The organism is Pseudoalteromonas sp. OANN1 (assembly GCF_024124685.1).
GTDB classification, from domain to species: Bacteria; Pseudomonadota; Gammaproteobacteria; order Enterobacterales; family Alteromonadaceae; genus Pseudoalteromonas; species Pseudoalteromonas piscicida.
Genome location: NZ_JAMXSE010000004.1, coordinates 147,285 through 160,604, shown reverse-complemented (window position 1 = coordinate 160,604; position 13,320 = coordinate 147,285). Strand labels below are relative to the sequence as shown.

Annotated in this window: 13 protein-coding genes; 8 read left to right on the top strand and 5 right to left on the bottom strand. The window is 43.7% G+C overall.

All coding sequences use genetic code 11. The features are described from left to right. Positions 1 to 193 precede the first annotated feature (193 nt). Positions 194 to 2,230: a methionine--tRNA ligase gene (metG, locus tag NH462_RS05525; protein ID WP_253104700.1), complete on the top strand. Its 2,037-nt coding sequence runs from the start codon at positions 194 to 196 to the stop codon at positions 2,228 to 2,230. Between the two features lie 625 nt (positions 2,231 to 2,855). On the opposite strand, the gene NH462_RS05520 is transcribed toward metG, so the two are convergent. From NH462_RS05520 to NH462_RS05500, 5 genes are all read right to left on the bottom strand, one after another. Next, a complete protein-coding gene (locus tag NH462_RS05520) occupies positions 2,856 to 3,998 on the bottom strand; it encodes an ABC transporter permease (protein ID WP_253104698.1) in 1,143 nt (380 codons plus the stop codon). Beyond that, entirely contained in the window at positions 3,982 to 4,914 is a 933-nt protein-coding gene (locus NH462_RS05515) for an ABC transporter ATP-binding protein (RefSeq protein WP_253104696.1), read from the bottom strand. Before NH462_RS05515 ends, NH462_RS05520 begins: the two co-directional genes overlap by 17 nt. Then, positions 4,907 to 5,857: an HlyD family efflux transporter periplasmic adaptor subunit gene (locus NH462_RS05510; RefSeq protein WP_010371665.1), complete on the bottom strand. Its 951-nt coding sequence runs from the start codon at positions 5,855 to 5,857 to the stop codon at positions 4,907 to 4,909. Before NH462_RS05510 ends, NH462_RS05515 begins: the two co-directional genes overlap by 8 nt. Continuing rightward, the gene (locus tag NH462_RS05505) at positions 5,854 to 6,501 is read right to left on the bottom strand and encodes a TetR/AcrR family transcriptional regulator (protein WP_253104693.1); all 648 of its coding nucleotides are present in this window, start codon (positions 6,499 to 6,501) and stop codon (positions 5,854 to 5,856) included. The genes NH462_RS05510 and NH462_RS05505 overlap by 4 nt, the downstream gene beginning before the upstream one ends. A 443-nt stretch (positions 6,502 to 6,944) precedes the next feature. Continuing rightward, entirely contained in the window at positions 6,945 to 8,249 is a 1,305-nt protein-coding gene (locus NH462_RS05500; RefSeq protein ID WP_253104690.1) for an NAD(P)/FAD-dependent oxidoreductase, read from the bottom strand. A gap of 625 nt (positions 8,250 to 8,874) precedes the next feature. Here NH462_RS05500 and NH462_RS05495 point away from each other — a divergent pair. The 7 genes from NH462_RS05495 (at position 8,875) to NH462_RS05465 (ending at position 13,317) form a co-directional block, all read left to right on the top strand. Continuing rightward, complete coding sequence (locus NH462_RS05495; RefSeq protein ID WP_290442366.1) at positions 8,875 to 10,023, top strand: ATP-binding protein; 1,149 nt, start codon at positions 8,875 to 8,877, stop codon at positions 10,021 to 10,023. Positions 10,024 to 10,133: 110 nt separating this feature from the next. After that, positions 10,134 to 11,354, top strand: a complete 1,221-nt coding sequence (locus NH462_RS05490) for an AraC family transcriptional regulator (protein WP_253104685.1) — start codon at positions 10,134 to 10,136, stop codon at positions 11,352 to 11,354. A gap of 298 nt (positions 11,355 to 11,652) precedes the next feature. Next, positions 11,653 to 11,949 carry a RebB family R body protein gene (locus tag NH462_RS05485; protein ID WP_010371676.1) on the top strand — a complete coding sequence of 99 codons (297 nt, stop codon included), beginning with the start codon at positions 11,653 to 11,655 and terminating at the stop codon, positions 11,947 to 11,949. Between the two features lie 138 nt (positions 11,950 to 12,087). After that, positions 12,088 to 12,354 (top strand): RebB family R body protein, encoded by a 267-nt coding sequence (locus tag NH462_RS05480; RefSeq protein ID WP_010371679.1) that lies wholly within the window; start codon positions 12,088 to 12,090, stop codon positions 12,352 to 12,354. Between the two features lie 71 nt (positions 12,355 to 12,425). Further along, entirely contained in the window at positions 12,426 to 12,692 is a 267-nt protein-coding gene (locus tag NH462_RS05475) for a RebB family R body protein (protein ID WP_010371682.1), read from the top strand. Positions 12,693 to 12,773: 81 nt separating this feature from the next. Continuing rightward, positions 12,774 to 12,965 carry a RebB family R body protein gene (locus tag NH462_RS05470; protein WP_010371687.1) on the top strand — a complete coding sequence of 64 codons (192 nt, stop codon included), beginning with the start codon at positions 12,774 to 12,776 and terminating at the stop codon, positions 12,963 to 12,965. Positions 12,966 to 12,981: 16 nt separating this feature from the next. Further along, complete coding sequence (locus NH462_RS05465) at positions 12,982 to 13,317, top strand: RebB family R body protein (protein ID WP_010371690.1); 336 nt, start codon at positions 12,982 to 12,984, stop codon at positions 13,315 to 13,317. Positions 13,318 to 13,320 lie beyond the last annotated feature (3 nt).

Sequence of the window (13,320 nt, the reverse complement as noted above, 5' to 3'; positions counted from 1 at the left end):
ACTCCTCTGGGTGATGAAAATAGCCACGGAATTATGTAACATTCAACTCATTAAAACCAGTCAATTCGCGGTTCATGGTCTGAACGAAGGTGAGTCACTAAGCACACTTGTCCATTCAAGTGTTAACTCGGTGAATAATCAACCAATTCAACACCATCACTTAGAAAGATCGCGCTAAATTCATGGAATCGTTATGACGAAGAGAAAAATTCTCATTACCAGTGCATTACCATACGCAAATGGCCCCACACACTTAGGCCACTTGCTGGAATATATTCAAACCGATATTTGGGCTCGCTTCCAAAAGTTACAAGGCCATGAAGCCTATTATGTATGTGCAGACGATGCGCACGGCACGCCAATCATGCTAAATGCACAAAAGCAAGGTATCACGCCTGAAGAAATGGTTAAGCAGGTGGGTATTGAGCGTCAGCGTGACTTTGCAGACTTCAATATCGAGTTTGATAACTATCACAGCACACACAGTGACGAAAACCGTGAACTAAGCGAGCTAATCTACACTCGTTTAGACGAAAAAGGCCATATCAAAAAGCGCACGATTTCACAGTTATTTGATCCAGAGAAAGGCATTTTCCTACCAGATCGTTTTGTTACTGGCACTTGCCCGACTTGTAAGTCTGAAGATCAAAATGGCGACAGCTGTGATGCTTGCGGTGCAACCTACAGCCCAACAGAATTGATTGAGCCAAAATCAGTGATGTCTGGTGCGACACCCATCTTGAAAGATTCAGAGCATTACTTCTTTGACTTACCGGCATTCGAAGACATGCTAAAAACATGGCTACGCTCAGGTAGTCTGCAATCTGAAATGGCGAACAAGTTAGACGAATGGTTTGCAGACGGCTTACAGCAGTGGGATATCAGCCGCGACGCCCCCTATTTTGGTTTTGAAATCCCAGGCGCGCCTGGCAAGTATTTCTATGTTTGGTTGGATGCACCAATCGGTTACATGGCAAGCTTCAAAAACCTTTGCGAGAAACAAAGCCTAAACTTTGACGAGTTTTGGGGTGAAGGCTCCGACACCGAGCTTTACCACTTTATCGGTAAAGACATCATCTACTTCCACAGCCTGTTTTGGCCTGCAATGCTAGATGGCGCTAACTTCCGCAAACCAAATAACGTATTCGCTCACGGCTTTGTCACCGTGAATGGCGCTAAGATGTCTAAGTCAAAAGGCACTTTTGTAAAGGCTCGTACCTATCTTGAGCATTTAGATCCTGAGTATCTACGTTATTACTACGCAGCTAAACTAAACAGCGGCGTTACGGATTTAGACCTCAACCTAGAAGATTTTGCAGCACGCGTAAACTCAGATTTAGTAGGTAAAGTGGTAAACATCGCGAGTCGCTGCGCAGGCTTTATTACTAAGAAATTTGACGGCAAGCTAAGCGGCTCTGTCATGGACGAAGCGCTACTAACTAGCTTTGTTGCTGCAAAGGATTCAATCGCGACACATTTTGAAAACCGCGAATACAGCCGCGCAGTGCGTGAGATCATGACCCTTGCTGACAAAGCAAACCAGTTTATTGATGCCGAAGCGCCTTGGGTGCTTGCAAAGAATGAAGAGACGCTTGAGCGTGCACATCAAGTGTGCTCTATGGGTCTTAACCTATTCCGCGTATTACTGACTTATTTAAAGCCAATCCTTCCAGGTATGGCGAAAAATGTTGAAGCTTTCTTAAATACCGAGCTTACTTGGGAAAGCGTTGACAACGCCCTTGTTAATCATGAAATCAATAAGTTTAAGGCACTAATGCAGCGTGTTGAACTTGATAAAGTGAATGCGATGATCGAGTCTTCGAAAGAAAGTCTTGAAAAGAAAGTGGGTGGTCAATCTGTAGCAGCAGATCCGAATAGCCCGCTTGCCAAAGAGCCAATCGCTGCGGAAATCGAATTCGATGATTTTGCCAAAGTTGATCTGCGTGTCGCAAAAATTGCCAACGCAGAGCATGTTGAAGGTGCAGACAAACTGCTTAAACTTACGCTTGATTTAGGTAGTGAAACGCGCCAAGTGTTTGCAGGCATCAAGTCAGCTTATGCACCTGAAGATCTTATCGGCAAGTTAACAGTAATGGTTGCAAACCTAAAACCTCGCAAGATGCGTTTTGGTATGTCAGAAGGCATGGTGTTGGCTGCAGGCCCAGGTGGTAAAGAAATTTACATCTTAAATCCAGACGAGGGCTCACAGCCTGGCATGCGAGTGATGTAATCACCCTATTACTTGTATACAAATAAAGGCAGGCTTCTATCTAGAAGCCTGCCTTTATTTTTGCTCAGATCAAACCTTCGCGCCAAATTTCATTATCGAAAATTAACCAAGCCGCGACCAGATACAAACAGCCGCCGTAAAACCGATTCAACCATTTATTATAATTTGGGTCATTCGACACTCGCGCCAACAAATCACCAGCTTTAATCCACACCAAATGCACCGAAATGTTGAGTATCGCAAGCCATAACACCAGAATTAAATTGCCCAACGCGCCGAAGGTATCATTTGCTTACCCACTAAAAAGCGTAAACATAATAAAGATTAATACCCATCCTTTGCGATTCAATATTTACACAACTAGGGCCTGTTGACCTTTGCTGTTTGATTTTCGTTCTCCTGAGTGTGTTTTGATCGCGACGCTCGACTTGCCGCCTAGTAATCTAAGCAAAAGTTGAGCAACAATGAACAAAGCGCACTCAGGGGAACCCAAAGGGCAGCGCTTGATTGGCATTTCTACTGTGTTATCGCCTAACTTACATAGAATAACTATGCTACGCAGGCTCTACCTTGTACAAATACCAATCAAACTGCTGCAAAAACAAACTTGAAAGATCAACAGGCCCTAATCTAATCGCTTTTTAAAGCGCATCGTCGCAATCATAAAGCCAATCACACTAAAGGCGACCAAACAGAGTAAATCAAAATACAAATCGCTAAAGTGCGCGCCTCGAAGAACTACAGCTCGGATCGACCTTACATAATGTGTGGCAGGTAAGATCTCTGCAAGGTATTGCGCCGCTCTTGGCATCGCGGCAAATGGGAACATAAACCCTGATAGCAATATTGCAGGCAGTAACACAAAGACCGTCATTTGCATTGCTTGCAATTGGTTTTTGGCTTTAGTGGAGATCAGCAGTCCCAAGGTAAGGCTCGCGGTGATAAACAACAACGTCACGATAAGTAGACTTGGCATATCAAAATTGAGCGGTACATCAAATAGCCAATGTCCTAAAAATAGTATTATCGCCATTTGAATAAAGCCAACAAGAATGTAAGGTAGAATTTTACCTAACATTAGTTCGGTTGGCCGAACCGGTGTGGTGATAAGAAATTCCATATTACCCTGCTCACGCTCTCTAACCAGCGCTGATGAGGTAAATAGGATCATCGTCATCGTTAATATAATAGCAATCAAACCGGGAATAATATTAACCGACGAGCGTTTCTCTGGGTTAAAGTAATTTTGCAGCGCAAAAGCTGGATCTGGCAGTGCAGGCATAGGTAACCTTTTGATGCTAATAGGCAACTTACTGAGCCCTGCCACGGCACCACTTAATAACGGATCGGAACCATCAATCAACCACTGCGCAACGCTATGTTGCGCTGTACTATTACCCACTTTATAGCCACTTAGTTGATAATCACGATTGAGCTGCCGACGCACAAAATCAGCAGGAATAATCAACACGGTATTCACCTTTCCTCTGGTAATGGCCTGCTCAGCCGCCGCAATTGAATCGTAATAGCCGATAAAGTCAACAACTTGAGTATTGGCTGCGGTTTGGATCAACTGTCTGGATTGATAAGTCTGACTAAAATCAACAATACCTGCGGAAACATGTCTCACATCAGTATTAATTGCATAACCAAATAGCAACAGCTGCGCCAATGGCAACATCACAATCATCGCAAAGGTAATACGGTCGCGTGCCAGCTGCATAAACTCTTTACTGACGATGGCATTTAACCTACGCAAGCTCAGCATAGCCCCTCCCTGTGCTCGTTACAAACACATCCTCGAGGTTAGCGCGAGTGAAATCCACTTCGTAACCACCTCCAGATTCAGCTCGCAATAATGCCAGAGGTTGTGATTCTTTTTTGTTTATCAACACCCTAAGGCGAGCACCTATTTGGGAGACGGAAATCACACTCGGTAATGAAGCTAAACGTGTTTTTAATGCCGCGACGTCGTCACCCACAACTTCGCACACCGAAACCTTTAACTGTTCCATCAGCGCGATGGGACTATCATCCGCACGCTTTACACCTTGCTCTAAGATAGCAAGCCGGTGACAACGCTCTGCCTCGTCCATATAATGGGTAGACACTAAAATGGTCGTGCCCTGCGCACTTAAACTAAATAACTGCTCCCAAAATGCGCGTCGATTTTCGGGGTCAACCGCTGACGTCGGTTCATCTAAAAAGAGCAACTCTGGTTTATGAATAACTGCGGCAGCAAGTGCAAGGCGCTGTTTTTGTCCACCACTCAACGCACCGGACTGCACCGATTTTTTATCTTCTAATTGGTATTCCTGTAGCAGCTCAGCCACTCTATGCTTAACATCATTGCGTGATAAGCCATAAATTTTCGCCACAAACTCGAGATTCTCCAGCACACTTAGCGACTCATATAGGGAGAATTTTTGCGTCATGTAGCCTAATCGATTACGCAAGCTTTCACCATGTGCCTGGACATCCTTTCCCATAATACTGACATGACCTGTGGTTGGTGTTAACAGTCCAGTCAACATCCGGATTGTGGTTGATTTTCCGCAGCCATTTGGCCCTAGAAAACCGTAGATTTCCCCCTGTTTTACGGTAAGACCTAGGTCAGAAACTGCCCAATAGTTGTTAAATTTCTTACCCAAACCTTCACTTTGGATCACGATTTCCTTAGTCATTTTGCAGTTCCACCCATACCGGCGTGCCTGAAGGGACAGTCACTTTATCAGTGAGCACCACTTCCACCACATACATCAAACGTGCTCTTTCCTCTTGTGAAAGTGCAAAATAAGGCGTGAAGCTCGCGCTTTGGCTAATGTAGCTGACGGCGCCTTGTAGACTTTTATCACTGCCATCGAAATGCACGTTTAGCACACTTCCCAAAGAGACTTTAGCAAGCTGGGTTTGCGGTAGATAAAGCCGTGCGAATGTTTTGTCGTCAGCAGCCAGCAAAATAATCGGTGCACCTTTAACCGGACGCTCACCAACAAGCCAAGGTAAATCTTCGACAATGCCGGAAGTGGGTGCTTTAAGGGTAAGCTCAGCGAGCTGTTTGTTGGCAATAATTAGCTGTGTTTGTGCTTCTGCAATTGCGATTTTTGCTTGCTCAATTGTCTCCTCTCTCGTACCATTTTCAAGCTCATTCAGACGTTCTTGGGCCTCTTGCAAAATACCAAGTGTCGACTCAACATTGGCAGAGGCGGTATCCACCCTATCTTGAGAGGTCAACTTGTCTTTGATTAACTGCCTCTGTCGAACAAGTTGCCGCTGAGCTTCTTCCCAAGCGGCTTGGGCTGCATGCACCCTTGCTTTGGCTTGTTTGACTTGCTCAACTCGGGTGCCTGAGAGTAACAATCGATATTGCGCTTGCAAGCGCGCGATTTGCTGTTCAATGGCATTAACCTGTTGTTGCTGCACCACGTCATCGATTTTCGCCAGTGGCTGTCCTTTTACCACTTTATCGCCGCGCTCTACCAGCAACTCAACTAATAACTCTCCGGTTGGGCTGCTGATCTGCACCTGAGGTCGTTCGATAATGCCGAAGATTTTACGCTCGGGTTTAGAGCAACCAACCAAAAGCGTCAGTAACACAAAACTAATGATGTAAAACGGTGTTTTCATGATGTTTTCCGTTCAATATGCTGGGATAGAAACACGTTAAAAATAGCTTGCTGATGTTTGCCAAGGGTGCGCCACAGCTCAGTATCCGAGTTTTCGATACCAAGTAGCGGCTGCATCACTGGTGGCACCAAAAAAGGAAATGCCGACAAGCCAAGGCAGGTTAAAAGTAACCATTCAGCTCGAATGGGCTCTACAGGCGAAAGCGTTTGAAAGGTCGAATTTAAGGTACTGACACCGTTCTCTACATGCTCAAAGAAAATCTTTTTTATGATTTCATGCTCTTTAGAGTGTGTATCATGTAGTGCCATAAAAATGATCTTAGGTAGCGTTGGGTATTGGCTCATCACCTGAAAGTAGCGCTCTATAAACTGAGTTAAAATGAGCGGTGAGAGTTCGCGTAACTGTGATTTTTTAATCCCTTCAAGCAAGCTCAGTAGAGGTGCTGCAACTTCGCGAAATACCGCTTCAAACAGTCCCGCTTTATCGCCGAAGTAGTACTTAATCAAAGCAATGTTAACCTCTGCAAGGTCCGCAATTGCTCTGGTCGTGACTCGATTATATCCGCGGTTAATAAACAAACATTTACCAGCGGTGATTAGCTTTTCTCTCGGGGTAACAGCGGCTTCCGTTAGCTTATTTGTCATGTTTCAGCTCCATTAATCACTTGATTAATATACTAGGACAAATGCGCAAGCTTCACGACAGCTTTCGTTAATCAAAAAAGAGGAAATGATTAATCACTAATCTACATCAAGCTTTCATTGGTTATCTGACCTTTTCGTGGACAGGCACACAAATTGAGTAAATTATGACGTGATTACAAGTCCATTATCGTGGATAGTCACTTAATAGTTGATATTCAAATAGCGAAGTAAACACAGCAAAAAGCCGAATTTCATCGGCTTTTGAAATGCTAAAAATTGCTTCACTTAGCCAGAGAGTTTTGGCGATAACTCTGCTCTCGTGCCCTTCTATCACGCTGGTACCTAGCTCCTGTAGGCAAGGCGCATTTACACACCAATAGCTGGGCAGTTAGCGCTAAAACTGGTTGCTAGAAAGGCATTAATTATCTGAAGTTCAGATTAACTTAGTGCAGTTTCATTTTTGGCCGTACCACTCTTAGCACCTTTTCGCTTATCCATAGTGCAAAGGTTTTTGCGATACCATGAATTGCGCGCTGATGCATTCTATACAGTGAGATATACATGAATCGCGCTATCTTGCCTTCAATAAAAAAGCTATTGCTGGTTAGGTTTCCCATTAAACTACCAACGGTGCTGTAACGAGATAAATTCACTAAAGAGCCGTGGTCACTATAGATAAACTCTTGTAAAGGTAGATTTTTTAGTGTCGCGATTAGATTTTTCTCTACACATTGCGCCATTTGATGGGCCGACTGAGCACGCGGCGGCACTTGAGTGCTATCCGCTTGGGTAAACGCGCAGCAATCACCGATGACATAAATATGCTCATCTACACTGCTTTGTAAGTATTGATTTACCTTAATTTGATTATTGCGAGTAAGCTCAAACAGCCCAATCTCTTTAATAAAGTCAGGTGCTTTTACCCCCGCAGCCCACACCTTGATGTCTGCCTTTAGCTGTTCATCTTCTTTAGTAATAAAACTGTCTTCGGTTGCCTGCTTTACTTGGGTGCCTTCTCGCACCGTGACACCTAGCTTCACAAGCTCCCGTTTAGCTGAATTAGCAATACGCTCAGGTAGTGCTGGTAATATTCGAGGACCTGCTTCTATTAAATCAATACGAAGGCGTTTGGCCGTCATTTTACTCAGCCCGTACATTTTCAACATGTCTGATACATGATACAGCTCGGCAGAAAGCTCAACGCCAGTAGCACCACCACCAACAATGCCAATGGTTAACGAGTGCTTTGGATCGTCGTCTTGGTGTAAGCGTGTAAAGTTATCGAGGAGTGCATGCTGAAATCGCTCAGCTTGCTGATTTGAATCGAGAAAGAAGCAATGATCCTTGACCCCAGGCGTATTAAAATCATTGCTAATACTACCAATGGCAAGCACTAAATAATCATAGCTGACTTGTCGCTCTGGGAGGATACGATGACCGAGTTCATCTCTTAGCTCGCTCAGCGTGATGGTGTTATTGCTTGAGTCTACGTGGCTAAAACTGCCGAGTTGAAATTGATAATAATGCTTTGCTGCATGAGCAGAATAAACCACTCCATCTAAGTCAGCGTCAATAGACCCTGTCGCGACTTCATGAAGCAGCGGTTTCCAAATATGGCTGCGATTTTTATCAATTAATAAGATTTCTGCTTGGCGTTTTTTTCCGAGTTTATGTCCTAATTGTGTTGCCAGCTCTAAGCCACCAGCACCACCACCGACTATCACGATTTTAGGAAGTTGCGTATTCATCATGTTGCCCTTAAAAGTATAATACTTAAGTACTCTAGGGTCTTCGAAAAGCACTTAGGTATTTCAAATCCATCATGAAATACCTTGTCTGGCAACGCCTTCAATTATGCGCTTTTTTAGTCCATTTGTCAGTAATACTTAGTCACTACATAGTGCTAGTCGTTATATAGCGTTGACTCGCAAACCTCACTTTTTCCATGACATTCCACGCCCGAAGCTCCCCTCCTTAAACTGTATCGAACAATAAATTAAACACTGTAAGACCTTGTAATAGAAATGAAGCAATAATATAAATATATTATTAACAATAAACACAACTGGCAACAATAATGATGTATCAATAACATAACGACAAGGATCTGAATAATGACTACACCCAACCTAGGTAGAATTGCGGTAAATAAAACAACGTTACTAATGCTGAGAAAAAAAAGCCCTAAGTAGAGAGAAGCTTGCTGAAAACTGTACAAACCAACGCTTCCCAGTATCGGTTTCCACAATAAAACGAGCAGAATCTGGTAATCGAGTACTCTGCAGAACTATTCAAAATTTAGCAAAGTATTTCCAAGTCAGTATTGATACATTAATCGATCAAGCAGAATCTCCTTTATGGCTATATAGCTATTTGTTAAAAGACGAGCCCACTCCATTATATGGAAGAGAATGGGAGCTTAATCAATTACATATCATTTTTAGTAGAGCGGTGGCGTTACCTTGCGCTCAAACCATCTTACTACAAGGTATGACAGGAATAGGTAAAAGCGCGTTACTCAATGCCTTTATTTGCCACTTAAAAAGAGCGGAGAAAAACTACCTCCTATTTAGCACCAACTCCTGTTTAAATCACAACAGTCCTCACTTTTTTGTTGCCAATTTTGTTCGCTCATTATTGCTTGTTAAGGCACATACTGAAGTAGAGATAGGCCATCAAATAGACCTCGTTTCTAGCACACCGCTGAGCGCAATTCGTATGCGTCAATGGGCGGACTTGTCTTTAAGCCTTGCGCACACGCAGACGCTTCGTCAATTTTCAGACGAGCGCTTAAGGTTGGTTGATAAAACGGTTGTCAGTGATCTACTGGAATATCTCAATCACAAAAAAGTGCAAGCGATCTTGATAGACGATGCACACACTCTAAGCGAGCAAAGCCGATACTTTTTGAGCATACTTACGCAAGTCCAATGTCATTTTGGTATTTTGTTTCTCCTGTCTGCCCAGAAAAAAAATGCTTTTACTCATCCTCCCAAATGGCTCTCCTCTGCACATATTATCTATCTAAAGCCACTAGATATCAGTTCGATGCAGCAATTAGCACATCACACATTATTGAGCCGAGATATGCTTCCGTGCAAACATCAACATAGAACCGCTATTGCCTTAAAGCGGGCATGTGGTAACCCATTATTTTTAATTCAACTACTTTGTGTCACCCATCCCCAATCAGAACTTCCTGAAACCCTACAGCAACTCACTCAACACTACCTCAACTCGATGCCATGTGAAGTTGTAAATACCCTTAAGTTTGCAGCGCGAATTGGACAACACTTCGATACGAAACAACTTCACCAATTTAATGAACATAAAAAAATCCGTGCTCCCTTGTGTGTGTTACACAAAATGTTGAGCAGTGGATTGATAACCCAAGACGCTGAACACTACAGTTTTGTGCACCCTCTCGTATGGGAATCTCTGAGAAGTCACGCAAACGACTTAGAACTGGATTGGTATAAACACCATCAATCTAATACACAAAACCAAGTGACCCGTATCTGAGCCAATATCTGAGTCGAAATATCCATATCGTTTCCTTAGCCCCATAACATGCCATTCAAATGAACCTCGAATGTGCATGTTTTCTGCAACATGAGAAATAAGGAAACACCATGTCCACACTCGTAAAACTAACACCGTCAGCACAACCTTGGATTGGCAGTAGTGATGTACTTTTCAAACTAAAGCAGCAAATTCAGCATTTAGCACAATGTGATTTACCCATACATATTGTTGGTCAACCCGGTTCTGGGAAACATTTAGCCGCTTGCCATATTCATGAGCTGAGTAAATCGCATTCTGAAGATATGATTGTATCGTGTGTAAACCATTGGCAAGGTCAATGCGCAGCAACCCTATTAGAAGAGCTTGTCAACCGAGCTCAAAGCGGTACCATTTACCTCAAAAATGTCGACGCACTGACCCAAGTGCAGGCCGAGTCAATCAAAGACTACTGGCTCACCCTTTCCCCGCAGTCTCCCGCGCCACGATTAATCACCTCAACTAGCGCGGAAAAACAAACCTCTGCAGACACACACATGCAGTCCAACTCCTTTTTGAGTTGGTTGCATTATCATTGTCTTGAGCTACCCATACCTCCTCTTTACAACCGTAAAGAAGACATCATTGCCCTAATAAACCACTACAAACATACTTGTAAACATCTCGCCAAACTGCAATTTCAAGGACCTGCGCTAGAAGTCTTAACCAGTTATGATTGGCCACATAACGTAAAACAGCTCAAACGTTGTTTAGACAAACTGACGTTCTTATGTGAGCAACCAGAAATCACTAAACAGACTCTGTTGACTCTATTCCCCGCAATGGAAAATAAACCTTCACCAACTACGGGTAATCTTATCCCACTAAAACAAGCTGAATGCGATTTTACCCAAGCTATGCAAACACTGATATCCTGCGATGATGAGCACAGTTACACCCCTTCAGATAGTCGTGAGGGGGTCGACTTTACTCCGTTATCACCGCTTAGGCCTGTCAACAAACCTCATCCTGCTTTAGCAAGAGCGCTGCAATATATTGATGACAATTTTAAGAAGCCACTGAGCCTAAGCGAGGTTGCCAATTATGCGTGCGTCAGCCCTTCTCATCTCTCGTTCTTATTCAAACGTTATGTTGGACAGTCATTTAAACAAACTTTGCTACGAATAAGGATCAAGACAGCAATGACGCTTTTGCGTGAAGACCCTTATAGTCAAGTGACTGAAGTATGTGACGATGTCGGCTTCTCCGATCTGAGCTTTTTTGTTAGAAAGTTTAAGTCCGTCGTTGGCGTCAGTCCTGGTGCCTACCGAGATCACCGTACAAAACACTGAATAACGGTACAACCGTATGCTGAATGCACCTCTCGTGTTCAGCACTTAGTTAGCTGTAGCAACGGTTAGAATATTTCTTAGTGACCAGATTCAATTTTTGGTATTTCACCTCTGGTGATTCAGATAAATCTACCAAGTAGTTCCTGAGTTATACCAACAATTATGCGAAGTACTGCCAATTCTAACCCTACTGCGTTTTCTATACTAACCTCAGTGTTTAGGAGCTCCATCTAGCTTGTTAGACCTAAGCACCACTCATATTTTTTTTCGTCAAACTTAAAGCTAAAAAGGTGGAATTATGGCATTTCCAACAGCAGTAAACGATCAAATTACCGACTCAGTCACTCAGGCAAACGTAAAGGTATTAGGCGACGCTCCAGCGATGTCTATGGGTAACTTATTTCAAGCTACCTCTCAGGCATTAGCTAACGCGGCACACAATGCGACATCAGCTCAACAACAAGCTGCAATGACAGCGCAAGCGGCAACAACGATGGGGGTGACTACTTTATACTCTATTGACACCGCAACCACAGGTATTGCAACAAAAAGTATTCTTCAACCTCAGAAACAGCCGGTTGCTGGATTAGGTTAATTCTCGGCTCCCCGATACTTGTTCAACATCGCGCACAGCAGCGACTCAACGAAGACGCTTATCTGGGAATGTGAGATACCTACAAACACAGCTAACGATATTTAGGCTGAACTTGTTAACGACAATAAGGATAACACTATGGCTTTTCCAACCGCTGTAAATAGTCAAATTACAGACTCTGTTACACAAGCCAATGTACAGGTGCTAGGCGATGCGCCTTCTATCGCTATGGGAAACCTCTTTCAGGCAACTTCTCAGGCATTGGCGAACGCGGCTCACAACGCAACGGCCGCACAACAACAGGCAAATATTACTGCGCAAGCAGTAACAACAATGGGCGTAAATTTACTTTACTCCATTGACACTGCAACGACTGGCATCGCGACAAGTAAGATTTTTGCATAACGTACTCGGTTCAGTCACAAACTAACGGGCTTTAACGCCTAGATATTTAATACTTTAAAAGGAAGATAGTTATGGCATTTCCAACAGCTGTAAACAGTCAGATCACTGACTCAGTCTCACAAGTGAATACGAAAGTACTCGGTGACGCACCTGCTGTAGCAACTGGTAACTTTATGATTGCTACAAGCCAAGCACTCTCAAACGCTGCACACAATGCAACAACTGGACAGCAAAATAACAATGTGACAGCTCAAGCCGCATTGGTGCAAGGCGTAGATACCCTAATGAGTATCAATACGGCAACTACGGCGGAAGGCATCACTAAAGTCTACCGTTAAGTGCTAAGTCGTACTGATGGATCCAACATCAGTACGACTTTACTCACAAAGACTTAAGTGCTGCTCAATTGGAGAAATACCATGTTACCCCTTGTCGAAGCACACACTTTTTCGCTCGGTGTAGCCGCCATCACGATGGGAAACTCTATCTCTTTATTGATGGAGAACGCCGTGCAGAACGAAGCTCGAGGTCAGATGATATCCAGTGCAAGTGTAGCACAGTGCTGTGCACTCATTATCAGCTCTGGCGTAGCTTCCGTTAAACCAGGATAAGAAAGGAATTAGCAAAATGAGTACAGTAAACGACCAAATCTCTGATTCAGTGAATCAAGTTAATACCCTATTGACGGGCTCTGCTCCAATGCAATCTATGGGCATGCTCAATATTGCAGCAACCGAAACTATGGGGATGTCGATGTATAACGCCGTCACAGCACAGCAAAACGCGCAAACTTCGGCCTCTGCTGCTGCGGCAGCGAGCTGTGCAAAAATGCTACAGCAGTCACCGCCTAAACCAGAAAAGCCCAAAGCGCCTGAAGAACAACTGGATCTAAGCAAAATTGAAGAGGTAGTACAAAAACTCCTGCATCAATACCTCGACCCTGATAGCAAAAAAAGCACCTAGAGG